Genomic DNA, 25,286 nt, shown 5'->3' with positions numbered 1-25,286 from the left:
TACCGTTCTGCGGTTAGGTCGTCTTGTGTTTGGCAATGAAATCCAGCATACGCGGCACGATTTCCTTGCGGAAGCGCGAACCGTTGAAGACACCGTAATGCCCTACATCCGGCTGCATGTAGTGCGCGCGTTTATCTTCAGGGATGTTACGGCAGAGATCGTGCGCTGCCTTTGTCTGGCCGACGCCGGAAATATCGTCATTCTCCCCTTCGACAGTGAATAATGCGACCTTGCGGATGGCAGCGGGATCGACCGCCCTGCCCCGATGCAGCATGTTTCCCTTCGGAAGCGCATGGTCGATGAAGACGGTTTCCACCGTCTGCAGATAAAATTCCGCCGTCAGGTCCATGACGGCCAGATATTCATCGTAAAATTCGCGGTGTTTTTCGGCGGAATCGCCGTCATTCTTGACCAGGTTCAGGTAAAAATCCTTGTGCGCCGTCATGTGCCTGTCGAGGTTCATGGACATGAAGCCCGACAGCTGCAGGAAGCCCGGATAGACGTTGCGCCCAAAGGCCGGCTGCGGCCACGGCACTTGCATGACCACATTGTCGCGGAACCATTCGATCGGCTTGGCCTTGGCGAGACCGTTGACGGCGGTGGGGTTGATGCGCGTATCGATCGGTCCGCCCATCAGCGTCATGGAAGCGGGTGCAAACGCATCACCATCCGCCTCCATTAGCGAAACGGCGGCCAAAACCGGCACGGATGGCTGACAGACAGCAACCACATGTGCGCCCGGCCCGATCTCGTGCAGCATCTCGATGATATAGCTGATATAATCGTCGAGATCGAAAGTTCCTTCGCTCACCGGCACCGTACGGGCATCGGCCCAATCGGTGATATAGATATCCGCAGATGGCAGCAGGGCCTCCACTGTCCCCCGCAACAGGGTGGCGTAGTGACCGGACATCGGAGCCACCAGCAGTATCTTCGGATCGGACTGACGGGGCGTATCGAACTCTCTTTCGAAATGAAGAAGATTGCAAAACGGACGAGACCAGACGACCTCTTGAGCAACATTTATGCTCTGGCCATCGACAATCGTGTTGCCGAGACCGAATTCCGGCTTCGCATAACGGCGCGTCAGCCGTTCGAAGACCTCAAAGCCGGCATCCAGGCTCCTTCCCAAAGCGGTGCTGGAAAGCGGGTTTAAAGGATTGTTGCAGGCCTGGCGCATCATATCGGCACCGGCACGCAGCGGCGCCATGGCCGCATGGTTCATTTCATAGAGGTGGTAGAACACTGATGACGCCTCCCTCGCGATCACGCTCTTTTTTTCAACCATAGCAGCTTTTCGCAGGTGCACAAAATCGAAGGCGCCGGCGGTTTCCCGCCAGCGCCTCACTTTCCGTTGAACGCCGTTTAATCAGATGTCGGCGACGAAGGTCTGCTGCTGGGAACCGAGACCCTCGATACCGAGTTCCACGACATCGCCAGCCTTCAGGTAACGCGGCGGCTTCAGGCCCATGCCGACGCCGGGAGGCGTGCCGGTGGAAATGACATCGCCGGGGTGCAGCGACATGAACTGGCTGAGATAGGAGACAACGTGGGCCACGCCGTAAACCATGGTCTTGCTGGAACCGTCCTGCATGGTCTGGCCGTTGACCTTCAGCCACATGCCGAGGTTCTGCGGATCGGTGATTTCGTCCTTCGTCACCAGCCACGGGCCGATGGGGCCGAAAGTGTCGCAGGACTTGCCCTTGGTCCACTGACCGGCGCGCTCCGTCTGGAAGGCGCGCTCGGAAACATCGTGCGAAACGCAATAACCGGCGACATAATCGAGAGCATCCGCTTCGGAGACATATTTGGCGGTCTTGCCGATGACGACGCCAAGCTCGACTTCCCAGTCGGTCTTTTCCGAACCGCGCGGGATGACGACATTGTCATTCGGACCAACGATGGCCGAGGTGGCCTTCATGAAAATGACCGGTTCCGGCGGTACGGTGGCACCCGTTTCAGCGGCATGGTCGGAGAAGTTAAGGCCGATGCAGATGAATTTGCCCGTTCCCGCAACGCAGGCGCCGATGCGCTCTTCGTTCAGCACCGGAAGTGTGCCGACATCGATCGCGGCGATCTTCTTGAGGCCCTCGGGAGAAATGGCTTCGCCGCCGATATCTTTGACATGGGCGGACAGATCGCGGACTTTTCCTTCCGCGTCGAGGATTGCAGGTTTTTCCTGGCCGGGCTGGCCGACACGCATCAATTTCATGGAACTCTCTCCCGGTTGTCAGACAAGGTGATGCATATATGAACGATGCATTCATACTTGTCACCCCTTGACTGTGCCAAGTTTCGAAAAATACCTTTTCCTTCCCGTCAATCAAAAGGACATGGCCCGTGACGAACAGCAATAACCGGCAATCAGAATACCCCGTTGATCCCCTCTTCCTCGATCGCTGGTCTCCGCGCGCCTTCGATGGTCACGCCATGCCGGCGCAGCATCTGATGACCATTCTCGATGCGGCGCACTGGGCGCCCTCCGCCTCCAATCATCAGCCGTGGCGGTTTGTCTATGCACACAAGGATAGTAAAGACTGGCCGCTCTTCGTGGAACTGCTGATGGAGGGAAACCAGCGCTGGGCAAAAAACGCCTCCGTGCTGCTTTTCGTCATTTCCCGAGACCACAATATCTCGCACGACGGCGAGAAGAAACCGTCAGCAACCCATTCCTTCGATGCCGGCGCCGCCTGGTTTTCACTTGCCATGCAGGCGCACCTGCTCGGTTACCATGCGCACGGCATGGCCGGCATATTCAAGGACAAGATCGTCGAAAAACTGAATGTACCGGAAGGCTACAAGGTGGAGGCAGGGGTCGCCATCGGCACGCTCACCGACAAGTCCGTTCTTCCTGATGATCTGGCGGAACGGGAGGTGCCAAGCAAACGCCTGCCCCTTTCCGATGTTGCCTTTGAAGGTCGCTTCACCGGCAAGGTTGACTGATCACCATTATCCGCATGAAATCAAAAGGCCCGGCGGAGATTACCGCCGGGCCTTTTGTTAAAGTTTCGTTTCACGTGAATCGTTACGCGAAACATTCCCCAAATTTAAATATCCAGGTTAGCGACGCTGAGTGCATTTTCCTGGATGAAGTCGCGGCGTGGTTCGACTTCGTCACCCATGAGGCGGGCAAACAGGCCGTCAGCATCAGTCGCGTCACTTACTCTTACCTGCAGCAGCGAGCGAACGTTGGCATCGAGTGTGGTTTCCCAAAGCTGCTCGGCATTCATTTCGCCAAGACCCTTGTAGCGCTGCATGGAGAGACCCTTGCGTCCGGCAGCGAAAATCGCATCCAGAAGCGCGCGCGGGCCGGCCAGCTCCATCGTGCCATCCTTGCGTTGCAGAACCGGCGGCGTGGCGTAGATATCACGCGTGCGGGCTGCAAGCTGGTCGATGTGCCGGGCATCGGCCGAACCAAGCAGGCCCATATCCAGCGTCGAGACTTCCTTGACGCCGCGCACCATGCGTTCGAAGCGCAAGCCGCCGTCTTGCAGCACAGTGCCGGACCAGCCGCGTTCGGTCTCTTCAGCAATCATGTCGAGACGCCGGGCCACTTCGGCAACGGTTTCCTCCGCACGCGCTGCGTCGGCGGAAAGCTCGGGGTTGAGTGCGCCGGCAATGGCCGCCTGCTCCACGATGGAGCGGCTGTAACGGGAATGCAGCCCGTCGATCAGCGAGCGCATGCGCAGCGCATCCAGAATGACTTCGCGAAGATCGGCGCCAACACGCACTTCGCCAGAGCCGAGCGTCAAAGATGCTTCCTCGATACCCATGGAAATCAGATACTCTTCCAGCGCTTTTTCGTCCTTCAGGTACTGAACGGATTTACCGCGCGTCACCTTATAAAGCGGCGGCTGGGCGATATAGAGATGGCCGCGTTCGATCAGTTCCGGCATCTGGCGGAAGAAGAAGGTCAACAGCAGTGTACGGATGTGGGCGCCATCGACGTCAGCATCCGTCATGATGATGATCTTGTGGTAACGCAGCTTATCGGCGTTGAACTCGTCCTTGCCGATGGAGGTGCCGAGCGCCGTAATCAGCGTGCCGATTTCCTGGCTGGACAACATCTTGTCGAAACGGGCGCGTTCGACATTGAGGATCTTGCCGCGTAGCGGCAGGATCGCCTGGGTTTCGCGCGAGCGGCCCTGCTTGGCCGAACCGCCGGCGGAGTCACCCTCGACGAGGAACAGTTCTGATTTTGCCGGATCGCGCTCGGAGCAGTCGGCGAGCTTGCCGGGCAGAGAGGCAATATCAAGCGCTCCTTTGCGGCGTGTCAATTCGCGCGCCTTGCGGGCGGCTTCTCGGGCGACAGCGGCTTCAACCACCTTGCCGACAAGGATTCTCGCGTCGGATGGATGTTCTTCGAGCCAGGTGGAGAGTGCTTCGTTGACGAGGCTTTCGACAACCGGACGCACTTCAGACGACACAAGCTTGTCTTTCGTCTGCGACGAAAACTTGGGGTCTGGCACCTTGACGGAAAGGATGGCCGTCAGACCTTCACGGCAGTCCTCACCCTGAAGGCTTACCTTTTCCTTTTTCAGGATGCCGGAGGTTTCGGCGTAGGAGGTGACCTGGCGGGTCAGCGCGGCGCGGAAACCTGCCATATGGGTGCCACCATCGCGCTGCGGAATGTTGTTGGTGAAGCAAAGCACGTTCTCGTGGTAGCTGTCGTTCCACCAGAGTGCGACCTCAACCGTAATGCCATCCTTTTCACCCTTGATGGCGACCGGCTTATCAACCAGCGGCTTCTTGGCGCGGTCGAGATAACGGACGAAGGCCTCGAGGCCGCCATCATACAGCAGTTCTTCCTGCTTGACGTCGGAATGGCGCTTGTCGGTGAGCAGGATGCGCACGCCGGAGTTCAGGAATGCGAGTTCGCGCAGGCGATGCTCCAGCGTTCCATAATCATAGTCGGTCATGGTGAAGGTTTCAGGGCTTGCCAGGAAGGTGACTTCCGTGCCCGAACGGCCTTCATATTCGCCGATAACGGAAAGCGGCGCGTCGGCGACACCATGGGTAAAGCCAATCTCGTGCACCTTGCCATTGCGGCGGATGCGGAGCTTCAGCCAGACGGAGAGCGCGTTGACCACCGAAACGCCGACACCGTGCAGACCGCCCGACACCTTGTAAGAATTCTGGTCGAACTTCCCGCCCGCATGCAGCTGGGTCATGATGACCTCGGCGGCAGAAACGCCCTCGGAGGAATGGATGTCAGTCGGAATGCCGCGTCCGTTATCGGTCACCGTCACGGAGCCGTCGGCATTCAGGGTCACCGTCACCAGGTCGGCGTGGCCCGCAAGCGCCTCATCGATGGCGTTGTCGACGACTTCGTAGACCATGTGATGTAGGCCGGAACCGTCATCGGTATCGCCGATATACATGCCGGGCCGTTTGCGCACGGCATCAAGGCCCTTGAGGACCTTGATCGAATCGGCTCCATATTCCGCGTTCGCGCCGACTTCGCTTGACGATGTTTCGGTCATAAGTACTCTTTCCAAAGTTTTCCTGGCCAGGTTTCCAGTGAGAGGGCCTGAAGCCAGCGAATCACTCAAATCCGACATGCGACTATAGAAATTCTATACCCAATCCCAAAGGCCGCATGCTTCAGGATGCTGCATAAAGCAGGGGATAGAGGGGTTTCAATCGCAAGAACGGCTTTTTTGCAGCACGGCTGACAGTTCCTCTACCACACTCGGCGGCAGCTTGCGAATATCCCGTGCCAACCGGTTGGCGAAAGCCGTATATTGCGGCGGCAGGCCGACTGTGTCGATCACCACCTTCGGGTCGGATGAGCCGGCAAGGAAGAACAGTTCCTCGGCCTCGTCCCAGATGATGTTGAAATATCCGGCAATGCGCTGGAGGAGATCGAAGCTCGGCTTGCCGCGCTTGCCATGCTCAAGCGCTGAAAGGTAGGCCGGAGAGACGCCAATGGCGGCGGCCATTTGCTTCTGCGTCACACCCTTGCGCTCACGAAGCTGCCGCACGGCCAGCGCAAAGGGCGTCATGACTTTTCACCTCGCCGGCGCGAAAGCCGCACATAAAGCGCGCCATCGCCGCCGTGATTGGCCGACGCATCCTCATAGGAGGAAATCAGGTGGCGATATTCGGGTTTGGAAAACCACATGGGCACCGCCCTTTTCAAAGCCCCGTCACTGCCAATCGATCGACCCTTGCCGGTAATGACCAGCACATGTCTTAGACCCCGCTCATGTGCGCGCAACAGAAAATCGAGCAGTACGGCGTGGGCCTCGCTCTGGAACATGCCATGCAGATCGATCCGTCCTTCCAATGGCAGGCGGCCGCGGGTCAGCTTACGCTTGACCGGTTTTTCCATCGGCTGGTGGATTTTCGGCTTTTTATCCGGAGCTGGAGGTGGCGGCTCAGCCGGCTCCGCAAGGATGCGCGGAAAGGTGCTTTTACCGGTCAGAGAAACATCTGGTTCCCCCGCAGGGTCCTCCACGTCATCGAAAGCCAGCAAGTCTTCGAGCCTGCCGGAGATCGGCCGCGTGGTTTTTGCGACCTTTCCCCACAGAACGCGTTCTTCCTTGCCGAGCTTGCGACTGTTCTTCATCGCCGATACCTCTGCGCAGCAACCCGCGGTATCAGTATATAAAAATCTGCCTCATTGCGCACCGTGCCGGCAAGTTCTCCGGCTTCGAAACCCGAACCGGTAAAGATATCGCCGCGGGCGGGGCCAATGATGGCCGACCCGGTATCGAGCGCCAGCATCAGTCGCGCAAAAGGCTTTCCATCATCGAGATGGGTAAGCGACGGCGAATGGATGAAGAAGGGAAGCCCGAACGTGTGGATGAGCCTGTCCACAGCAAGCGAGCGCCCAGCGACGAGCGGTACTTTTGCGGCGGCGACCGGTCCCATATCCTCGTCGGCAACATCCGCCTCCCGGAAAAAAATGTAGGAGCGGTTATGCCATAGTACTCCATCCACCTGATCGGGATGGTCAGCGAGCCACTTGCGGATCGTCTGCATCGACACGGTTTTCGGATCGAGTTCTCCGCGATCGAGAAGCAGACGTCCGATCGGTGAAAAAGCATGGCCTGCCTTGGCCGCATAGGTAATGCGCTTTATCGCACCATCGGGAAAAACCAGACGTGCCGCGCCCTGCACATGGACAAAAAACAGATCGACCTTCGATTTCGCCCAGGCGATCTCAAGCCCCCTGCCCTCCAGATAGCCTTCATCGATCGCGCGGCGATCGGGGAAACAGGAAATCCCGTCTTCATCCTGCCTGCCGAAAGCATAGGATGTATCGAAGCCGACGGGCCGATTGGTATCGTCGATATCCACTAATTCGGGTGGTCGGCGGTAAATGGGATAACGCCAGATGTCGTCAGGTTCAGACGAGACTTCCAGTTCAGGCTCGTAGAAGGCGGTCACAAAACCGCTTTTTCCCTGCGACGGAAAAATCCTGAAAGGAACACAGTTGGTTTCAAAGAACCGGCGCGCCTGTTCGGGACTGTCTGCCTCGCATTTCTCAGCGACCTCCAGCAGCGACACCAGTTCCGCCGCCGTCACACCGAGTGCGCCAGTGCGATAGGGTTTTGCGCTCCGAAGATGCGACAGAATTGCGGTCATCGCCGGAAAAAGGCTAGCGGGATCGTCTTGCCGCCACCCGGGCAGGTCGCTGAAAGAAACTTCTTCGATCGAAAAGGGCGCGGTCATTGCTCGGATTCGGTGGCGATCAGCTTCCAGTTCGGATCGCGTGAGCGGATATCGCGCGAGAAGGTCCAGATGTCATCCACCTCCGCAACCGCATCCGGATCACCATCGACCAGCTTGCCATCCTTGTCATAGGTCGCCGAGATGAGCTGGCTGACGATCCGGAGCGTTATCTGCACTTCGGAATCGCGAATACCCGCCTGGGTGATATCGGCTTTCTCAATGCCAACAAAAGTCGATTTCACGACCTCGCCGCGGCCTTCCCTTTCGGAAATCGCTGCGTCAAAACCTTCAAACACCTCTTTGGACAGCAGGTTCTTGAGCGTCTTGCGGTCGCCATCGGCAAAACCCATCACAATCATCTCATAGGCCATGCGGGCGCCGTTCAGGAATTCCTTCGGGCGGAAGGACGGATCCTTCGTAATCACCTCACGCAGGGAGGCATTGAGTGCGCTGTCTGCAGGCGCCAGTGCATCCACCTCGGCGAAGCGGTTTTCATCTTCCGCCTCAGCCCGCTTCGGCAGTGTCACGACCTTGTTATCGTCCGTGACGGGACCCTTCGCGACATCGCGCGGGCTATAAGGATCAAAAGGCGGCTTTTCATTGCCTGTGCGACGACCAAGGACGCTGCGCAGCTGAAAGAAGATCAGCACCGCTGCAACGAGAAAAAACAATGTGATAAAGTCGCTGAAGCCCATCTTTTACCAAAACCGCCATTTAAATTCGAAAACCACACCATCATATAGTCTGCATCTTACCATCATTCAAATATGCAGATTCAATCATCGGTGTCCCGCGAACCGGCAATCTGCCAGAGATGCACACGCAAGGCTAGAAGATGCGTTTTTCCTTTCTCCCAATCATCGTCCTGATGATGCCCATCCTTGAAATTGCCGGTTTCATTATTGTCGGCAAGGCAATAGGCCTGTGGCTGACACTGGCTCTCGTCCTGTTCACGTCTTTCCTGGGATTGCTCATATTGCGCCTGGGCGGCCTCGGGATGGTGAGAAATCTTCAGGATGCGGGCCGCACGGGCGCACAGCCTGCGGACGAACTCGTCAATGGCGCGATGCGCGTCGTGGCGGGCATCCTGTTGTTCATTCCGGGTTTCATCACCGACATTCTCGGCCTCCTGCTTCTGTCGCCGGCCATTCGCCGGTTTTTCTGGAAAGCCTTCGGACCGCGCGTCGTCGTGGCTGGTTCATTCAGACAGCCCGGCGCCCGGCCGGGCGATTATTCCGGTTTCAGCAATGGCCCGGGATCTCATGGCAATTCGAAGGTGGTGGATCTGGACGAAGAGGAGTTTCACCGCGCCGGGCCGAAAGACTCTCCCTGGTCGAACAGGCCCGATGATCGCGACCTGCCCAAGCCCTGACGCCGCGTCGAGGCATGGCGACGACCCGATCACGAAGGGTTGTAAGCCCGGAGTCGAAATGATAGACCGCCTTCCACGAATTCACGCCGCGAGGAACCGTAATGACCGCTGAAAATGGCGCACAGGGCGCAGCTAGCCCTTCTCTCAACATTCTTGCCCAGTACATCAAGGACCTTTCCTTTGAAAATCCGGGTGCTCCTCGTTCGCTGCAGGCCCGTGAGAATGCGCCGTCGATCAACATCAATGTCAACGTCAATGCAAATCCGATTTCCGGTTCGGATTTTGATGTCGTGCTGACACTGAATGCCGAAGCCAAGGATGGCGATAAGGTTCTGTTTGCGGCCGAGCTGGTCTATGGCGGTGTCTTCCGCATCGCTGGCTTCCCGCAGGAACACATGCTGCCGGTGCTGTTCATCGAGTGCCCGCGCCTGCTCTTCCCCTTCGCCCGCCAGATCATTGCCGACGTTACCCGCAACGGCGGTTTCCCGCCGCTCATGATCGATCCGATCGATTTTGCGCAGATGTTTGCGCAGCGCGTTGCCGAGGAACAGGCAAAGGCTCAGGTTCAGGCTGTCCCGAACTAAGCAGCGGCCATCTTCCGTTACAGACAAACAAAACCCGGGTTCTTGGCCCGGGTTTTTCTTTACGCAGATTTGCGATTTAAGTATCTGAGCAGTCTTCAGTTCTGGTACCGGTTCCAGATCGCCTTGTCCCCCATGCCGAGAACGAGTTTGCCGTGGGCGGCAACCGTCTCCGCATCCAGCCGCGACGGCAGGGGGCGGGGCCGTCGCAGGGGCTCCAGCGGAATGTCTTCCTCAATGACAATGGTTTCCTGCCTGGCGGCAGAGCCGAAGCCGAGCGCAGTCTGGCGGCCGCCGATCATTTCGATATAGACTTCGGCCAGAAGCTCGGAGTCAAGAAGCGCGCCATGCTTGGTGCGATGGGAATTGTCTATTCCATAACGGCGGCAAAGCGCGTCCAGCGAATTCGGTCCCATCGGGTGCTTGCGGCGGGCAAGCGACAGCGTATCCGTCACCAGATCAGCGGCGACCGGTTCGATCCCGAGACGGGCGAATTCCGCGTTGATGAACCCCATATCGAATGTTGCATTGTGCGCCACCCAGCGCGCACCTTCGAAGAAATCCCGAATCTGGTCGACAACTTCAGCGAATTTGGGCTTATCCTGCAGGAACTCGTCGGTAATCCCGTGAACGGCAAGCGCATCGGGATGAACCTTGCGATCTTCAGGATTGATATAAAGATGCAGGGTGCGGCCAGTCGGGAAGTGGTTGATCAGTTCCACGCCGCCGATTTCGATGATCCGGTCCAGCTTCGACTCCAGACCTGTGGTTTCCGTATCGAAAATGATCTCACGCATGCATCTCTCCACGGCGCGACTCAGCGGTCAGCTTCTGCAAAATGTCTCTTACCTGATCCCGGGCCGCTTCGACACCATTTCCGGAATCGATGATAAAATCGGCACGTCTACGCTTCTCCGCATCGGGCATCTGCCGGGCAAGGATCATTTCGAATTTTTCTTCGGTCATTCCTGGTCGTGACAGGACTCTTTCGCGCTGGATCTCTGGTGCACAACTCACCACCACGACTTTATCGACACGGCTTTCCGCACCCGTTTCGAACAGCAGCGGAATATCCAGAAGCGCAAATTTCCGGCTGTTTTTCCTTGCTTCGGACAGAAAGGTTTCCTGTTTTTTCCGAACCAGTGGATGGACGATTTCTTCAAGCCTTCTGAAATTAGCCGGATTCTTTCTCAAGATGCCACCGAGTTTTTCCCGGTCCACGACACCGGAAACCGTAGTGCCCGGAAAAGCTGCCTCGATCTGAGCTACGGCCTCCGCCCGATAAAGACCATGAACGACCTCATCCGAGTCCAGAACCGGAACACCTTCTTCGGCAAACAATTTCGCGGTTGTCGTTTTTCCCATTCCAATCGAGCCGGTGAGACCGATGACAATCATCAATGTTTCTCCATGTCCCCGATGATCAGAGCACGCAGGGTCTCATCCACCTCCGGCATCTTGCCGAACCATCGCATGAAGCCCGGCTTTGCCTGATGAAGCAACATGCCGAGACCATCGACGGTCGTGATACCCTGCTCTTCCGCCATCTGAAGGATCGGTGTTCGCAATGGCACGTAGACGATATCGGTCACCACCGCCCTGGCAGCGAGTTGCGAAAAATCGAGATGCGGCGCCTCAGCGCCATCCATACCGAGCGATGTCGTATTCACGAACAGCCCGGCGCCCTGCATGACCTCCTGCAGCGCTGCCTGGGGATGGGAAAAGACGCGTGGGCCAAAACGATCAGCCAGTTCGCGAGCACGTTCGAGCGTCCTGTTCAGGACGTGAATTTCCGCGATGCCCCGGTCGCGCAGCGACTGAATGACGGCACGGCTTGCGCCGCCGGCACCAAAAACCACCGCCCGGTCCGTTTTGTCCCAGCCGGGATGCCGCTCATCCAGGTTAGACACGAACCCGTAACCATCGGTATTGGTGGCATGGAGTTTACCCTCCTCCATCCAGATGGTGTTGGCGGCACCCAGTTCTTCCGCCAGAGCATCAGGACGATCCGCCAACCGGTAAGCGGCCTCCTTGTGCGGGATGGTGACGTTGCCGCCCACGGCCGTACCGGGCTTACCTTCCTTCACGGTTGCAATGAAATTCGCAAAATTGTCCGATACGACCTCGACTGCCTCATAGTTACCGGTAATACCGAATTTCTTGAGCCAGTAAGAATGAATGATCGGCGACCGGGAATGCTTGATCGGGTAACCAACAACGAAAGCGTTTATGGTTAATGTTTCACGTGAATCAGCCATCGGTGACACCCAGGTCGCGCAGTTTCGATAAAAGCGGCAGAAGCGGCAGGCCGAGGATCGTGAAATAATCGCCTTCAATCGAAGTGAATAGCTGGATTCCCTCTCCCTCGAGTTGATAGGCGCCCACGCTGCTTAGAGCTTTTTCACCCACCCTCTGCAGGTGACGGGAGACAAATTCGGGGCTCAATGTTCGCACGGCAAGTTCAGCACTGGAAACCACCTTCCATATCACCTCCCCGCCGCGAACGAGGACAGCCGCGCTGTTCAAGCGGTGAACCTTACCGGACAATGACAGCAGATGTGCTTCGGCCTCGGACATGGTCTTCGGCTTGTGATAGACCCGCGCACCGAGTGCCATGGTCTGATCGCAGCCCAGAACCAGTGCGTCCGGATGAAGCGAACCGACGGCAAGAGCCTTGGCAGTCGCGAGTTCTTGTGCAACTTCCTCCGGGCTGGCGCCCGTACGTTCCAGCCGCTCATCGAGCGCACGCTCATCAATATCCGCTGGTATCGCCGAAAATGTCAGCCCCGCATTGCGCATCAGCATCTGGCGGGATGCGCTGGACGAGGCGAGGATCAACTCTTGTTTCATCGACTGTCTGCTCCTGATGGTGCGATCCGGATTATCGCGTCCTCGGGCGAAGGGCAAGGATGGCAGCAGCCGTTTCCTCGATGGAACGGCGTGTGACGTCAATCAGAGGCCAATTGTTGCGGGCGCAGAGCGCACGCGCATATTTCAGCTCTTCCATGATCGTGGCGCGATCCGTGTAACGGCGGCTGTCAAATCCGCCGGTTGCGCCCAGTTCGCGGTTCTCGCGAACCTGCGATATGCGATCCGACGTCGCCACGAGACCGACGATCAGAGGCCGGGTGGCGGCATAGAGGCTTTCGGGCAAAGGCACGCTGGGTACAACCGGAATGTTTGCGGTCTTTATACCCCTGTTGGCGAGATAGATGCTGGTCGGAGTTTTCGACGTGCGGCTGATGCCAATGATAACGACATCCGCCTCGTCATAGGTCTCCGGCATTTGTCCGTCATCGTGATCCATTGCAAAATTGAGCGCTTCGATCCGCGCGAAATAATCCGCATTGAGGGCGTGTTGCGCACCGACCCGCCGTCTTGATGGCGCGCCTAGATAAGTCTGAAAGATGCCGATAATGGGTTCAAGCACATTGACACAGGGCACGCCGATCGCGTGACAGCGCAAATCCAGGAATTCTGCCAGTTGCTGATCGACGATGGTGTAGAGGACAATGCCCGGTTCCTTGTCGATGAGGTCAATGACCTGCGCAAGCTGCTTCTGGTTGCGGATCATCGGATAGACGTGTTCCACCGGCATGGATGCGTGAAACTGTGCCGAGACCGCGCGGCCGGCCGACATGAGAGTCTCGCCTGTTGAGTCCGAGATCAGGTGCAGATGGAAGAAGCTTTTTTTGTTCTCCACGCTGTTTTTCTCCCGCTGTTGATAACCCGGGACAAATGTCCGAACGAGCCTGCGGGTCGAACCGCGCCGTGAATAAAGTGGTGTTTTTCCACAATCCGCAAGTGGCTTTCAACATGCTCCGGGCAGCCTGTGAATTGCTGGAAGAGTTGACACTTGTCCAACCCGATTCACAGCCTGTCCACAGGTCGAGAACTTTCCGATAAGAACATAATCCATTGAAAATTCGAGATAAATTACGATTTTTCCAGGTTTTTCAAGATCGCTGCCGAAATTTGTCCTACCACCGTGCTGAAAAGATGCGGCTGCGGCATTTCGACTGGAATGATTTTAATCCTTGCTACCCACAGACTCTAAGAAATAGAAAATCTTTTAAATCTCTTTGATTTTATTTTTTTAGAAGTTGGGTGTGATGAGCGAACGCAAGGTTATGACTGTTTTGAACGGGAAGACGGTCACGCCGCCGCCCATATGGCTGATGCGTCAGGCTGGACGCTATCTTCCGGAGTACCGGGAAACGCGGAAGAGCGCCGGAAGTTTCCTGGATCTCTGTTATAATCCCGAGTTGGCAACCGAGGTGACGCTTCAGCCCATTCGCAGGTTCGGGCTGGATGCAGCGATTCTTTTTTCCGACATTCTGGTGATACCCGACGCGCTTCACCGCAATGTGTCCTTCACCGAAGGCAGGGGCCCCGCCATGGACCCGATCGATGTCAGCGGTATTGAAGAACTCGATGCGTCTGATGTCATGGCGCATCTTTCGCCTGTCTTCGAAACGGTGTCGCGCCTTCGCAGTTCATTGCCGGATGAAACGACGCTTCTTGGCTTTTGTGGCGCACCGTGGACGGTCGCGACCTATATGATTGCCGGTCACGGAACGCCCGACCAGGCGCCGGCGCGGCTATTCGGTTATCAGGAGCCAGCCGCGATGGAAAAGCTTTTGGCTTTTCTCGCTGAGGTTTCCGCGGATTATCTCGTGGCGCAGATCGATGCAGGGGCCGATGCCGTGCAGATCTTCGATTCCTGGGCGGGCGTGCTCGGCGAAAAGGAGTTCGAGAATTACGCAGTAAAACCGGTTGCCCGTATTATTGCTTCGGTGCGCGCGCGGCGTCCCTCCGCGAAAATAATCGCTTTCGCGAAGGGGGCGGGTTATCTTCTCAAGGACTATCGTCGTAAGACCGGTGCCGACGCGATCGGGCTGGATTGGTCCGTGCCGCTCGGCTTCGCCACGGATTTGCAGAAGGAAGGGCCCGTGCAGGGCAATCTCGACCCAATGCTGATGGTGGCGGGCGGGAGGGCTCTGCAGGATGGTATCGACGCCGTGCTGCAGGCCCTTGGGCAGGGTCCGTTGATCTTCAATCTCGGTCACGGCATCACGCCGCAGGCTGATCCGGACAATGTGACCCGGCTGGTCGAGCGGGTGCGTACGGGTGGGACCGTGCCATGAATGACGAAAAACAGACCTCTGCGCGATCAGGAAACAGGGCCGCTCTGCGGGCTGGCGTGGGGCTGGGCGTTTTCCTCGCAGTCGTCGCCCTGTTCTTTTACGTGGATCCTGCCGATCTCTATCTCTGGATCAAGGCGTTTCACATTATTGCTGTGATCTCATGGATGGCGGCGATCTTTTATCTGCCAAGGCTCTTCATCTATCATACCGATGCGCCGGCAGGTTCGCAGCAATCCGAAACTTTCAAGGTAATGGAGCAGCGGCTGATCAAGGTCATCATGAACCCGGCGATGATGATAAGCTGGGTGCTCGGACTTTATCTCGCCTGGTCGGCCTACGGTTTTTCTGGTGGCTGGCTGCACGCAAAAATCGCTATGGTCGTGCTTCTGACTGCGACCCATGTTTATTTCACGCGTAGTGCGAAACGGTTCGCCCGAGATGAAAATACCAGGCCTGCCCGTCACTGGCGGTTGATGAATGAGGTTCCAACGTTGCTGATGATCTTCATCGTCATACTTGTGGTTGTGAAACCCTTCGGTTAGAGCGGTGTAACGATAAATTTCGCGGAATTCGTGCTTTCCTCTTGCAGCAGCGATGTTCAATCGCTATTTTCGGGCCACTCATCTTCGTGGCATGTGAATTATTCAGTCATCTGCGGTCTTCCCACAGCATCTGATTCGCGAACACGCCCTCCCCCGACATTACATTATTAAACGGTCTTCTCTTCATGGCTGAAATGAAGCTTCAGGAACTTAAGAGCAAATCGCCTACCGACTTGCTGACTTTTGCCGAATCCCTGGAAGTTGAAAATGCGAGCACCATGCGCAAGCAGGAGCTCATGTTCGCAATCCTCAAGGTTCTCGCGAGCCAGGACATCGAAATCATCGGCGAAGGCGTCGTTGAAGTCCTGCAGGACGGTTTCGGGTTCCTGCGATCCGCAAACGCAAACTATCTGCCGGGTCCGGACGATATTTACATCTCTCCCTCGCAGATCCGTCGGTTTTCGCTGAAGACCGGCGATACGGTTGAAGGACCGATCCGCGGTCCCAAGGAAGGTGAGCGCTACTTCGCCCTTCTGAAGGTCAACACGATCAATTTCGACGATCCCGAAAAGATCCGCCACAAGGTCCATTTCGATAATCTGACGCCGCTCTATCCGAACGAGCGGTTCAAGATGGAGCTTGATGTCCCGACATCCAAGGATCTGTCGTCGCGGGTTATCGATCTCGTCGCACCGCTCGGCAAGGGCCAGCGTGGCTTGATCGTTGCACCGCCACGTACCGGTAAAACGGTTCTGCTGCAGAACATTGCCCATTCGATCACGGCAAATCACCCGGAATGTTACCTTATCGTTCTTTTGATCGACGAGCGTCCGGAAGAAGTCACCGACATGCAGCGTTCGGTCAAGGGAGAGGTTGTATCCTCCACCTTCGATGAACCAGCGGTACGCCACGTACAGGTCGCTGAAATGGTCATCGAAAAGGCGAAGCGCCTCGTTGAACATGGCCGCGACGTCGTCATTCTGCTCGATTCCATAACCCGTCTTGGTCGCGCCTATAACACCGTCGTTCCCTCTTCCGGCAAGGTTCTGACCGGTGGTGTGGACGCCAACGCCCTGCAGCGGCCGAAGCGCTTCTTTGGCGCCGCCCGCAATATCGAAGAAGGCGGCTCGCTGACGATCATTGCGACCGCGCTGATCGACACTGGCAGCCGTATGGATGAAGTCATCTTCGAAGAGTTCAAGGGTACGGGTAACTCGGAAATCGTGCTTGACCGGAAGGTAGCAGACAAGCGTATCTTCCCGGCGCTGGATATTCTGAAATCTGGTACCCGTAAGGAAGACCTTCTGGTGCCGCGCCAGGATTTGCAGAAGATTTTTGTCCTTCGCCGTATTCTCGCGCCGATGGGAACGATGGACGCCATCGAGTTCCTCATCGATAAGCTGAAGCAGACTAAAAACAATTCGGATTTCTTCGAATCGATGAACACCTGAACCGGAAATTAGCCGGATTCATCTGAGGTCGTTAAAGCCGCATTCGTTTATTCGAATGCGGCTTGACTGTTTTGATCGAGGTGCGCCATGCCTTCCCCTGATACGATATATGCACTTTCGAGCGGCGCCCTCCCGGCGGGGGTGGCCGTCGTGAGGATCAGCGGACCCATGTCTTTCGCCATGCTGACAGAATTGACCGGACGAGAGCTTCCAGCATCGCGAAAAGCCAGGCTGAGTTTGATTCGGAATCGAAACAACGAGGCCATCGACCAGGCGCTCGTTATGTCGTTCCCGGCACCGCATTCCTTCACAGGTGAGGACTGCGTTGAAATCCAATGCCATGGAAGCCGCGCAGTCATTGCCTCGATTTTTGCTGAGTTCGAGCGGTTCCCGGATGTACGTCCTGCGGAGGCCGGGGAGTTTTCGCGCAGAGCCTTCGAGAATGGCAAGATGGACCTGCTTGAAGTCGAAGGTTTGGCCGACCTGCTTCAGGCTGAAACGGAGATGCAGCGTCGTCTGGCGGTTGAACAGAGTACAGGCAATCTTTCGGCTCTTTATGACGGATGGGCTCAGCGCCTGACGCGTGCGCGTGCGCTGATCGAGGCGGAGCTCGACTTCGCCGACGAGGAGGATGTCCCGGATTCCATATCTGGACAGGTATGGGAGGCGATGAGACAGCTGAGAGCGGAAATTGCCTCCCATCTGGAGGCCGGCGGAAACGGCGAGATTATTCGGGATGGTTTCAAGGTGGCGCTCATCGGAGAACCCAATGCCGGGAAATCCACCCTGCTGAATTCGTTAGCTGGCCGGGATATCGCCATCGTCACCGACATTGCCGGTACGACCAGGGACGTATTGAGCGTGGACATTAACCTTGAGGGCTATCTGGTACGAATATTCGACACGGCAGGCCTGAGGGAAACGTATGATGTGGTGGAACAGGAGGGTGTGCGGCGCGCTGTTTTGACAGCGGAGACTGCGGATCTCATTCTGGTGCTGCAGGATAACGATTCGTTTCCGAAACAAACCATCGCATCACTGTCTGCCAAGCCGCATCTGCGCGTCAGGACCAAGGCGGCGTTGTCGTCTTCGACGCCTAGAGCTGAGTTCGATCTGGCGATCTCGGCGAAAGAAGGGATTGGTCTCGATGAATTGCGGTTCTTGATAAAGCGGGAAATTGAATCGCGATTGCAAGGGGTCCAGACTTTGATGCCCGCCCGGGCTCGCCATAAAAAACGACTTGAAGAGACGCTTAACTATGTTAGTGATGCGCTCGATTCTGAAGCCATGGACCTTGCTATAAGGTCGGAATATTTGCGGCTCGCAGCGACATCGCTTGGTCGTATTACAGGACGCGTCGATGTTGAAGATTTGCTGGGCGTCATCTTTTCAGAATTCTGCATAGGAAAATGATTCACGTGAAACATGGGCCGCGGACGCGCGGCTAGATCAGAACAGGGCGCAGATAGATGCACCAGTCATTTGATGTCGTTATTATAGGTGGTGGACATGCCGGCAGTGAAGCGGCCGCGGCTGCGGCTCGCCATGGTGCAAAAACCGCGCTCGTGACCCATAAACGAGACACCATCGGTGTCATGTCCTGCAATCCAGCAATTGGCGGGCTTGGAAAGGGTCATCTCGTTCGCGAGATCGACGCCCTGGATGGTTTGATGGGTAGGGTAGCTGACGCTGCCGGTATTCAGTTTCGCATGCTCAATCGCAAAAAGGGTCCGGCAGTGCGCGGTCCCCGCACCCAGGCGGATCGCCGTCTTTACCGTGAAGCGATGCAGGGTGAAATTGCAAATATCGAGAATCTTACCATTATTGAGGGCGACGCTTTTGATATTGAGATGACGAATGAGCGAGTGGCTGCTGTCGTCATGGCGAATGGTAGCCGGATTCCCTGCGGTGCCGTGGTACTGACAAGTGGTACTTTCTTGCGTGGCCTTATTCATATCGGCTCCGAAAAGGTACCGGCCGGCCGTGTGGGTGAAGAACCGTCAATCGGCCTTTCCAACACTCTATCGCGGCTTGGTCTTCGCATGGGCAGACTTAAGACCGGCACGCCTGCCCGTCTGGACGGGCGAACAATCGACTGGAGCGGTGTTGATCGACAAGGCGCAGACGAAGATCCTGTGCCCTTCTCCTTCATGACCGACAATATCGTGAATCCGCAAATCGAATGTGGAGTTACCAGAACCACATCAGCCGGACACAGGGTCATTCAAGAGAATATCCATCTTTCAGCAATGTATTCGGGTCAGATCGAAGGCGTCGGTCCACGTTATTGTCCGTCGATTGAAGACAAGATCACTCGGTTTGGCGAGCGTGATGGTCATCAGATATTTCTGGAGCCCGAGGGACTGGATGATCATACGATCTACCCTAACGGAATTTCCACGTCACTTCCGGCGTCTGTTCAGGAACAGTTCATCCACACCATACCCGGTCTCGAGCGGGTTGAGATCTTGCAGCCGGGTTATGCGATCGAATATGACTATGTCGACCCGCGAGAACTCAAGCCCTCACTCGAGTGTCGCAAGATTGCTGGTCTATTCCTCGCGGGGCAGATCAACGGCACAACCGGTTATGAAGAAGCAGCTGCTCAGGGGCTCGTCGCCGGCCTCAATGCCTCTCTTTATGCAAGCAACAGCGATCCGCATTATTTCAGCCGGACGGAATCCTACATCGGCGTCATGATCGATGATCTGACATCCAAGGGTGTCAGCGAACCCTACCGAATGTTTACGTCAAGAGCGGAATATAGGCTGTCGTTACGAGTCGATAATGCCGATCTGCGGCTAACGCCAGTCGGTCAGCGGGCGGGAATCATCGGTTATCACCGTCAAAAGCGATTCGATAATTTTATAGAAGAACTTGGTCGGGGTCGTGACTTGCTGAAGACCCTCACGATCAGCCCTTCGCAGGCAGCAAAACAGGGATTAAAGCTCAATCAGGACGGACAACGCCGCTCCGTTTATGAATTGCTTGCCTATCCTGATATGTCGCTTGATGTCCTCAAACAGCACTGGCCCGAGTTGGGTGGGCTTCCCGAGAAAATTGCGGATGTGCTGCAAATCGAGGCTGGTTACGCTGTGTATATGCAGCGCCAGAGCGCCGACATCGTGGACATCAAACGCGACGAAGAGCGAAAGATTCCTGACGATTTCGATTTTCAAAGCCTGTCCGGCCTTTCCAATGAATTGAAACAAAAGTTGGAAAAGGCCCGTCCAGAAAACATCGCCCAGGCCGCACGTGTTGACGGTATGACGCCGGCTGCGATATCGCTGGTTCTCGCCCTTCTGCGGAAAAACTCTTCTACGCAGAATGAAAAATTGCGTCTGCACCAATAGCGAGTCGGATTATGAAGATAAACGGCCAGAGTGTTTCACGTGAAACACAGGAAAAGCTCGAGCATTTTGTCGAGCTCTTCAAGAAGTGGAATAAGACCATCAATCTGGTGGCCCCTTCCACTCTTACAGAACTCTGGAGCCGCCACATTGCCGACAGCGCCCAGATATTTCATCTCTCTCCTCATCCGCAAAGATGGGTTGATCTGGGCAGCGGTGGGGGCTTTCCCGGTGTCGTCACTGCCATATTCCTCTCTGAAATTGGCGGCGGCTGGGTCGATCTGGTGGAAAGTAACAATAAGAAGGCCGCATTTCTCCGGATAGCGCTAAAGGAAACCGGCGCGCGTGGAGCGGTTCATCCCGTGCGAATTGAGAAAGCACCTGCCATTCTCGAGACGTGCGATTCTGTGTCGGCCCGCGCACTGGCGGAGCTGGATTTGCTTTTCGACTATATCCATCCCTGGGCCACAAAAAATCCCGATCTCAAGGCATATTTCAATAAAGGCCGGGATTATGAATCCGAAGTGCAGAAAGCACATGGTCGCTGGCAATTTGATCTGGTAAAACATCGGAGTGCCATTGAGGCAGATTCTGTTGTTCTTGAAATCAGCAACCTCGCTCTGAGGCGCTGACAAGCTGGCCAGGTGCGGCATGACTTTGGAAAAAAACCGGATTATCGCAGTAGCAAACCAGAAGGGTGGGGTCGGTAAAACAACGACTGCTATCAATCTGGCCACAGCGCTGGCAGCCATCGGTGAGCGGGTATTGATAGTTGATCTGGACCCGCAGGGTAACGCCAGTACCGGGCTGGGGATCGACCGGCGAGAGCGGAAGCTCTCCTCTTATGATCTCCTGGTCGGTGATCACAATATTGCGGAAGTCGCTGTCCCGACGGCCGTTCCAAATCTCGATATCGTGCCATCGACGATGGATCTGCTTGGTTTCGAGATGCAGGTCGCTACCGTTGCCAATCGAGTCTTTCTTCTGCGTGAAGCGATGGAGACGACAGAGGCCAGAGGCTACTCCTATATCCTTGTCGACTGCCCCCCGTCCTTCAACCTCCTGACGATGAACGCAATGACTGCCGCGCATTCCGTGCTGGTGCCATTGCAATGCGAGTTTTTTGCGCTGGAAGGCCTTAGCCAGTTGCTCGATACGGTCAGCCAGATAAGAGGGTCGGTCAATCCGCAGCTCGATATCCAAGGGATTGTTCTGACGATGTTCGATGCGCGCAATAATCTGGCGCAACAGGTTGTCTCGGATGTCAGGACGCATCTCGGAGAAAAGGTTTACCATACGCTCATTCCGCGCAATGTTCGCGTTTCCGAGGCCCCATCTTATGGTAAGCCGGCAATTCTTTATGATTTGAAATGTGCTGGTAGTCAGGCCTATCTGCAGCTCGCATCGGAAGTGATCCAGAGAGAACGTTTGCGTAAAGCCGCCTGACGTCTGCCGCAATCTACGGAGTGATATCTTATGAGTGATGATCTTTCCAAGCGCCGGCTGGGACGTGGTCTCGCGGCCTTGATCGGTGAAATGGATCAGCCTGTGCCCGTGGGTGAACCCCAGCGTACTGTCAGCGCTGATCGCACCATTCCGATAGAGTTCATTGCTCGTAGCCAACGGAACCCACGTCGTCATTTCGATGAAAATGAGCTGCAGGATTTGGCCGCGTCCATCCGGCAGCATGGCATTGTTCAGCCGGTGGTGGTGCGGACAGTCGGGGTCAATCGATACGAGATTATTGCCGGTGAAAGGCGCTGGCGCGCTGCGCAGCTGGCCGGCTTCACCGACGTGCCTGTTATCGTTCGTGATGTGGATGACCGGACGGCGCTCGAGTTGGCCATCGTCGAGAACGTCCAGCGCTCAGACCTCAATCCGCTGGAAGAGGCGATGGGTTATGAGCAGCTGATCGCGGAACACGGTTACACTCAGAACGATCTCGGTGAGATTATCGGCAAGAGCCGAAGCCACGTCGCCAACAGCCTTCGGCTATTGAAACTTCCGGACCCGGTACGCGACATGCTCGCGGATGGTTCGCTTTCCGCAGGTCACGCGCGTGCGCTCGTTTCCACTTCCGATCCGGCGAATCTCGCACGCATGATCGTTTCCAAGGGCTTGTCGGTCCGTGATGCCGAGAGATTGGCTCAGAACGACATCAAATCGCAGGGCGAAGCTACGGAAAAGCGCCCTGCCGCGGAAAAAGATTCAGATACGGTCGCACTGGAGCGCAGTCTTTCTGATGCCCTCGGTCTCGACGTAAAGATTAACCACAAGGGGGGATACGGGCAAATCCGTATCGCTTACCGCACGCTCGAGCAACTTGAGGCAGTGTGTCGCTTGTTGGAAAATAAACAATAAGTACTTGTTTTAATTGAAAAATACCCGCCTTTGGCGGGTATTATCGTTATGGCGACCGCCTAAAAATCTATTGCGCGGCCCTTTATTTCGTAGTCGCCGAAACGAACCGGTTCGGCGCCGCCGCGGCCACCGGTTTCCGGTGGTAACTGTAGATCTGACTGTTGTTTGCGCCGTTCTTCTGCTTCTTTCAAGGCCCGCTCAGCCGCGGGCGATAGCCGCCTCCGCTGCTCCGCGCCGTTGTCGTTATCCGCATCCTGCATGAGAAACCCTCCCTGTAACGGGATATTGAAATATGTTTGCCGTTTCCCAGATTATATACCCATAGGGATTTTTTAAACCCCGGAATAATCCGGCGATGAGAATTCCGGCCATGACAGGGAGATTTCAGCGGATGAACATGATGCGCACGGCAATGCTTCTGGCCTTCATGACGGCATTGTTCATGGGCGTCGGTTTTCTGATCGGGGGCAAGGGCGGCATGATGATTGCTCTCGTCATGGCTGCCGGCATGAATCTTTTTTCCTACTGGAATTCAGATAAGATGGTTCTCTCGGCCTATCATGCCCGGGAAATCGATGAGGCGAATGCGCCTGAGTTCTTCCACATGATCCGCGATCTCTCACACAATGCCGGCCTGCCGATGCCGAAAGTCTATATTTATGACAGCCCGCAGCCAAACGCCTTTGCGACGGGAAGGAACCCGCAAAACGCCGCTGTTGCTGCTTCAACGGGTCTGCTGGAGCGTTTGACGCCCGAGGAAGTGGCCGGTGTGATGGCGCATGAACTGGCGCATGTGCAAAACCGGGATACGCTGACAATGACAATTACCGCTACGCTGGCGGGTGCGATTTCCATGCTCGGCAACTTCGCGTTCTTCTTTGGCGGCAATCGGGAAAACAATAATAACCCTCTCGGATTCATCGGCGTCCTGGTTGCGATGATCGTCGCACCGCTTGCCGCAATGCTGGTCCAGATGGCGATCAGCCGAACTCGCGAATATTCCGCCGACCGGCGTGGCGCTGAAATCTGTGGCAATCCTCTCTGGCTTGCATCGGCGTTGCAAAAGATTTCCGGCATGGCGCAGCGTATCCACAATGACGACGCGGAGCGCAATCCCGCAACAGCGCATATGTTCATCATCAACCCGCTCTCGGGTGAACGTATGGACAATCTCTTCTCCACGCACCCGAGTACGGAAAACCGGGTGGCGGCATTGCATGCGATGGCACAGGAGTTTTCCCCGCGAGGATCGACGCCGCCGCCATCGGGTGATAGACCTCAGCGCAAATCGGGTTCGGTTCCCAAGACAGGCTGGGGACGGGACAATGAAAATGAGCGCAAGGGACCTTGGTCTTGACATCAGATATTCACAATAAGCCGTCGCGGTCCAAAAAACCGAGGTTGGCGCAAGGCAGGGGCCGTGAAGACGGCCCTTCGTCTTTTCAGGACAAACCCGGACTTCCTGCGCGCATAGCTGCCGCCCGCATATTGGCCGCCGTTCTGGAAAAGAAAACCTCGCTGGACGGTATGCTGGACAGCGAAAATGGCAATCCTGTTTATCGCGCGCTGTCGCCCGCGGACAGAGCGCTGGTGAGAGCCATCGTCAATAGCGCGCTTCGTCACCTCCCTCGCATCGAAACGGCGCTGTCAATGCTGCTGGATGGCCCGTTGCCGCAGGGTGCGCGGTCATTGCACCACATTCTCGTCGTTGGCGCGGCGCAGATGCTCTACCTTGATGTCCCTGATCACTCGGCCGTCGATCTCGCTGTCGAGCAGGCGCATCGTGATCCACGCAACAGGCGCTTCGTAAAGCTGGTCAACGCGGTTCTGCGACGGCTGGGTCGTGAGAAGGCCGAAATCGAAAAGGCCGTCGCCGGTGTGTCGGTCCTGCCGGACTGGTTCTACGCAAGGCTGGTTTCGGCCTATGGGCATGAGGTGGCGCAACGCATCTCTGACGCGCAGCTCACACCTTCTTCCATCGACCTCACCGTCAAGGCCGATCCTGCCCTCTGGGCTGAGAAGCTGGGCGGAACCGTCATGCCGAATGGCAGCGTGCGCCTGGGTGAATTTGAAGGCCAGATACCTTCTCTTGAAGGTTTTGCGGAAGGTGCCTGGTGGGTGCAGGATCTTGCAGCCAGCATGCCCGTGCGATTAATGGGGGATATCTCAGGCAAGTGTGTCGCCGATCTCTGCGCCGCTCCGGGCGGCAAGACGGCCCAGCTTGCACTTGCGGGTGCGAAAGTGACGGCGCTGGATCAGTCTGGCAATCGTCTTCGTCGCCTGAGGGAAAATCTCGACCGGCTTGGCCTTCAGGCTGAAACGGTTGAGGTCAATATGTTGAAGTATCAGCCGGAGCAGCTTTTTGACGCTGTTCTTCTCGACGCACCCTGCTCTTCAACCGGGACATTGCGCAAACATCCCGATGTTTGCTGGACGAAGGACGAGGCCGATATTGCCAAGCTGGCTGCTCTGCAGGGCCAGATGTTGCGGCACGCGCTGACGCTGGTTGCACCAGGCGGTATTGTGGTGTTTTCCAATTGCTCGCTCGATCCTTCCGAAGGTGAGGCGATGATTGCCGAAGTCCTGGCGGAAAATCCCGATGTAGAACGTGTCGCCGTCCACAGTGAGGATTGGCCGGGAATGGAAGCGGCGATCAACGCCGAGGGTGACCTTCGCACCACGCCCGACATGTTCGGGGGGGTCGATGGGTTTTTTAGCAGTGTCTTGCGTAAGAAGTAGAAAAAAGCCAAGCTTTCGCGAATCATTGGATAATTGTCGATAACGTTCCGGTCATCACGGTTC

The 25,286-nt window shown here is 56.4% G+C and carries 26 protein-coding genes; 13 read left to right on the top strand and 13 right to left on the bottom strand.

Annotation, left to right across the window (positions count from 1 at the left end; genetic code table 11):
• Window positions 1-13 precede the first annotated feature (13 nt).
• Both ACZ47E_RS12295 and ACZ47E_RS12290 read right to left on the bottom strand, forming a co-directional pair.
• Complete coding sequence (locus ACZ47E_RS12295; RefSeq protein WP_278067110.1) at window positions 14-1,246, bottom strand: polyhydroxyalkanoate depolymerase; 1,233 nt, start codon at window positions 1,244-1,246, stop codon at window positions 14-16.
• Window positions 1,247-1,369: 123 nt separating this feature from the next.
• Window positions 1,370-2,212: a fumarylacetoacetate hydrolase family protein gene (locus ACZ47E_RS12290; RefSeq protein ID WP_278067109.1), complete on the bottom strand. Its 843-nt coding sequence runs from the start codon at window positions 2,210-2,212 to the stop codon at window positions 1,370-1,372.
• Window positions 2,213-2,340: 128 nt separating this feature from the next.
• Between ACZ47E_RS12290 and ACZ47E_RS12285 the strand changes: the two genes are divergently transcribed.
• Window positions 2,341-2,943, top strand: coding sequence for a nitroreductase family protein (locus ACZ47E_RS12285; protein ID WP_278067108.1), 603 nt, complete (start codon window positions 2,341-2,343; stop codon window positions 2,941-2,943).
• Window positions 2,944-3,047: 104 nt separating this feature from the next.
• Here the strand turns inward: ACZ47E_RS12285 and gyrB are convergent, their stop codons facing one another.
• The 5 genes from gyrB to ACZ47E_RS12260 all read right to left on the bottom strand — a co-directional run bounded on the left by gyrB (window position 3,048) and on the right by ACZ47E_RS12260 (window position 8,375).
• Window positions 3,048-5,483, bottom strand: a complete 2,436-nt coding sequence (gene gyrB, locus ACZ47E_RS12280; protein WP_004444267.1) for a DNA topoisomerase (ATP-hydrolyzing) subunit B — start codon at window positions 5,481-5,483, stop codon at window positions 3,048-3,050.
• Window positions 5,484-5,639: 156 nt separating this feature from the next.
• Window positions 5,640-6,005 carry a helix-turn-helix domain-containing protein gene (locus ACZ47E_RS12275; protein WP_004444265.1) on the bottom strand — a complete coding sequence of 122 codons (366 nt, stop codon included), beginning with the start codon at window positions 6,003-6,005 and terminating at the stop codon, window positions 5,640-5,642.
• Window positions 6,002-6,571: a Smr/MutS family protein gene (locus ACZ47E_RS12270; RefSeq protein WP_153776873.1), complete on the bottom strand. Its 570-nt coding sequence runs from the start codon at window positions 6,569-6,571 to the stop codon at window positions 6,002-6,004. The genes ACZ47E_RS12275 and ACZ47E_RS12270 overlap by 4 nt, the downstream gene beginning before the upstream one ends.
• Window positions 6,568-7,680, bottom strand: a complete 1,113-nt coding sequence (mltA, locus tag ACZ47E_RS12265) for a murein transglycosylase A (protein WP_112765691.1) — start codon at window positions 7,678-7,680, stop codon at window positions 6,568-6,570. The genes ACZ47E_RS12270 and mltA overlap by 4 nt, the downstream gene beginning before the upstream one ends.
• Entirely contained in the window at window positions 7,677-8,375 is a 699-nt protein-coding gene (locus tag ACZ47E_RS12260) for a Tim44/TimA family putative adaptor protein (RefSeq protein WP_278067106.1), read from the bottom strand. The genes mltA and ACZ47E_RS12260 overlap by 4 nt, the downstream gene beginning before the upstream one ends.
• Window positions 8,376-8,515: 140 nt before the next feature.
• Between ACZ47E_RS12260 and ACZ47E_RS12255 the strand changes: the two genes are divergently transcribed.
• A complete protein-coding gene (locus ACZ47E_RS12255) occupies window positions 8,516-9,052 on the top strand; it encodes an FxsA family protein (protein WP_037090044.1) in 537 nt (178 codons plus the stop codon).
• 101 nt (window positions 9,053-9,153) lie between these two features.
• Window positions 9,154-9,636 (top strand): protein-export chaperone SecB, encoded by a 483-nt coding sequence (gene secB, locus ACZ47E_RS12250; protein ID WP_022555303.1) that lies wholly within the window; start codon window positions 9,154-9,156, stop codon window positions 9,634-9,636.
• 95 nt (window positions 9,637-9,731) lie between these two features.
• Here the strand turns inward: secB and dnaQ are convergent, their stop codons facing one another.
• The 5 genes from dnaQ to ACZ47E_RS12225 are packed head-to-tail and all read right to left on the bottom strand — an operon-like array spanning window position 9,732 to window position 13,336.
• On the bottom strand, window positions 9,732-10,430 hold the full coding sequence (gene dnaQ, locus ACZ47E_RS12245; RefSeq protein WP_004444252.1) for a DNA polymerase III subunit epsilon: 699 nt from the start codon (window positions 10,428-10,430) through the stop codon (window positions 9,732-9,734).
• Window positions 10,423-11,031, bottom strand: a complete 609-nt coding sequence (gene coaE, locus ACZ47E_RS12240; protein WP_107340727.1) for a dephospho-CoA kinase — start codon at window positions 11,029-11,031, stop codon at window positions 10,423-10,425. Before coaE ends, dnaQ begins: the two co-directional genes overlap by 8 nt.
• Window positions 11,031-11,891: a shikimate dehydrogenase gene (locus ACZ47E_RS12235; protein ID WP_107340726.1), complete on the bottom strand. Its 861-nt coding sequence runs from the start codon at window positions 11,889-11,891 to the stop codon at window positions 11,031-11,033. The genes coaE and ACZ47E_RS12235 overlap by 1 nt, the downstream gene beginning before the upstream one ends.
• Window positions 11,884-12,483, bottom strand: a complete 600-nt coding sequence (locus tag ACZ47E_RS12230; RefSeq protein WP_107340725.1) for a Maf-like protein — start codon at window positions 12,481-12,483, stop codon at window positions 11,884-11,886. The genes ACZ47E_RS12235 and ACZ47E_RS12230 overlap by 8 nt, the downstream gene beginning before the upstream one ends.
• 31 nt (window positions 12,484-12,514) lie before the next feature.
• On the bottom strand, window positions 12,515-13,336 hold the full coding sequence (locus ACZ47E_RS12225; protein ID WP_278067105.1) for a pyruvate, water dikinase regulatory protein: 822 nt from the start codon (window positions 13,334-13,336) through the stop codon (window positions 12,515-12,517).
• Between the two features lie 409 nt (window positions 13,337-13,745).
• On the opposite strand from ACZ47E_RS12225, the gene hemE reads away from it, so the two are divergent.
• From hemE to ACZ47E_RS12185, 8 genes are all read left to right on the top strand, one after another.
• A complete protein-coding gene (gene hemE, locus ACZ47E_RS12220) occupies window positions 13,746-14,780 on the top strand; it encodes a uroporphyrinogen decarboxylase (protein ID WP_278067104.1) in 1,035 nt (344 codons plus the stop codon).
• The gene (hemJ, locus tag ACZ47E_RS12215; protein ID WP_194842393.1) at window positions 14,777-15,322 is read left to right on the top strand and encodes a protoporphyrinogen oxidase HemJ; all 546 of its coding nucleotides are present in this window, start codon (window positions 14,777-14,779) and stop codon (window positions 15,320-15,322) included. The genes hemE and hemJ overlap by 4 nt, the downstream gene beginning before the upstream one ends.
• A 185-nt stretch (window positions 15,323-15,507) precedes the next feature.
• Window positions 15,508-16,773, top strand: a complete 1,266-nt coding sequence (gene rho / locus ACZ47E_RS12210; RefSeq protein WP_004444236.1) for a transcription termination factor Rho — start codon at window positions 15,508-15,510, stop codon at window positions 16,771-16,773.
• Between the two features lie 87 nt (window positions 16,774-16,860).
• Complete coding sequence (gene mnmE, locus ACZ47E_RS12205; RefSeq protein WP_278067103.1) at window positions 16,861-18,186, top strand: tRNA uridine-5-carboxymethylaminomethyl(34) synthesis GTPase MnmE; 1,326 nt, start codon at window positions 16,861-16,863, stop codon at window positions 18,184-18,186.
• Between the two features lie 56 nt (window positions 18,187-18,242).
• Complete coding sequence (gene mnmG, locus ACZ47E_RS12200) at window positions 18,243-20,126, top strand: tRNA uridine-5-carboxymethylaminomethyl(34) synthesis enzyme MnmG (protein ID WP_278067102.1); 1,884 nt, start codon at window positions 18,243-18,245, stop codon at window positions 20,124-20,126.
• Between the two features lie 11 nt (window positions 20,127-20,137).
• Window positions 20,138-20,755, top strand: a complete 618-nt coding sequence (gene rsmG / locus ACZ47E_RS12195; protein WP_278067101.1) for a 16S rRNA (guanine(527)-N(7))-methyltransferase RsmG — start codon at window positions 20,138-20,140, stop codon at window positions 20,753-20,755.
• Window positions 20,756-20,774: 19 nt separating this feature from the next.
• On the top strand, window positions 20,775-21,569 hold the full coding sequence (locus tag ACZ47E_RS12190; RefSeq protein ID WP_006700257.1) for a ParA family protein: 795 nt from the start codon (window positions 20,775-20,777) through the stop codon (window positions 21,567-21,569).
• A 30-nt stretch (window positions 21,570-21,599) separates the two neighbouring features.
• The gene (locus ACZ47E_RS12185; protein ID WP_174151106.1) at window positions 21,600-22,484 is read left to right on the top strand and encodes a ParB/RepB/Spo0J family partition protein; all 885 of its coding nucleotides are present in this window, start codon (window positions 21,600-21,602) and stop codon (window positions 22,482-22,484) included.
• Window positions 22,485-22,543: 59 nt separating this feature from the next.
• Here the strand turns inward: ACZ47E_RS12185 and ACZ47E_RS12180 are convergent, their stop codons facing one another.
• Window positions 22,544-22,744, bottom strand: a complete 201-nt coding sequence (locus ACZ47E_RS12180; protein ID WP_022557040.1) for a DUF1674 domain-containing protein — start codon at window positions 22,742-22,744, stop codon at window positions 22,544-22,546.
• 131 nt (window positions 22,745-22,875) lie between these two features.
• Here ACZ47E_RS12180 and htpX point away from each other — a divergent pair, with 131 nt between their 5' ends.
• Both htpX and ACZ47E_RS12170 read left to right on the top strand, forming a co-directional pair.
• Window positions 22,876-23,841 carry a zinc metalloprotease HtpX gene (gene htpX, locus ACZ47E_RS12175; RefSeq protein ID WP_278067100.1) on the top strand — a complete coding sequence of 322 codons (966 nt, stop codon included), beginning with the start codon at window positions 22,876-22,878 and terminating at the stop codon, window positions 23,839-23,841.
• Window positions 23,838-25,223, top strand: coding sequence for an RsmB/NOP family class I SAM-dependent RNA methyltransferase (locus tag ACZ47E_RS12170; RefSeq protein WP_464016858.1), 1,386 nt, complete (start codon window positions 23,838-23,840; stop codon window positions 25,221-25,223). The genes htpX and ACZ47E_RS12170 overlap by 4 nt, the downstream gene beginning before the upstream one ends.
• The last annotated feature ends 63 nt before the right edge of the window (window positions 25,224-25,286 follow it).

It is taken from the genome of Agrobacterium sp. 5Ca39 (assembly GCF_055382365.1).
This window is presented reverse-complemented; position numbering and strand designations above follow the sequence as displayed.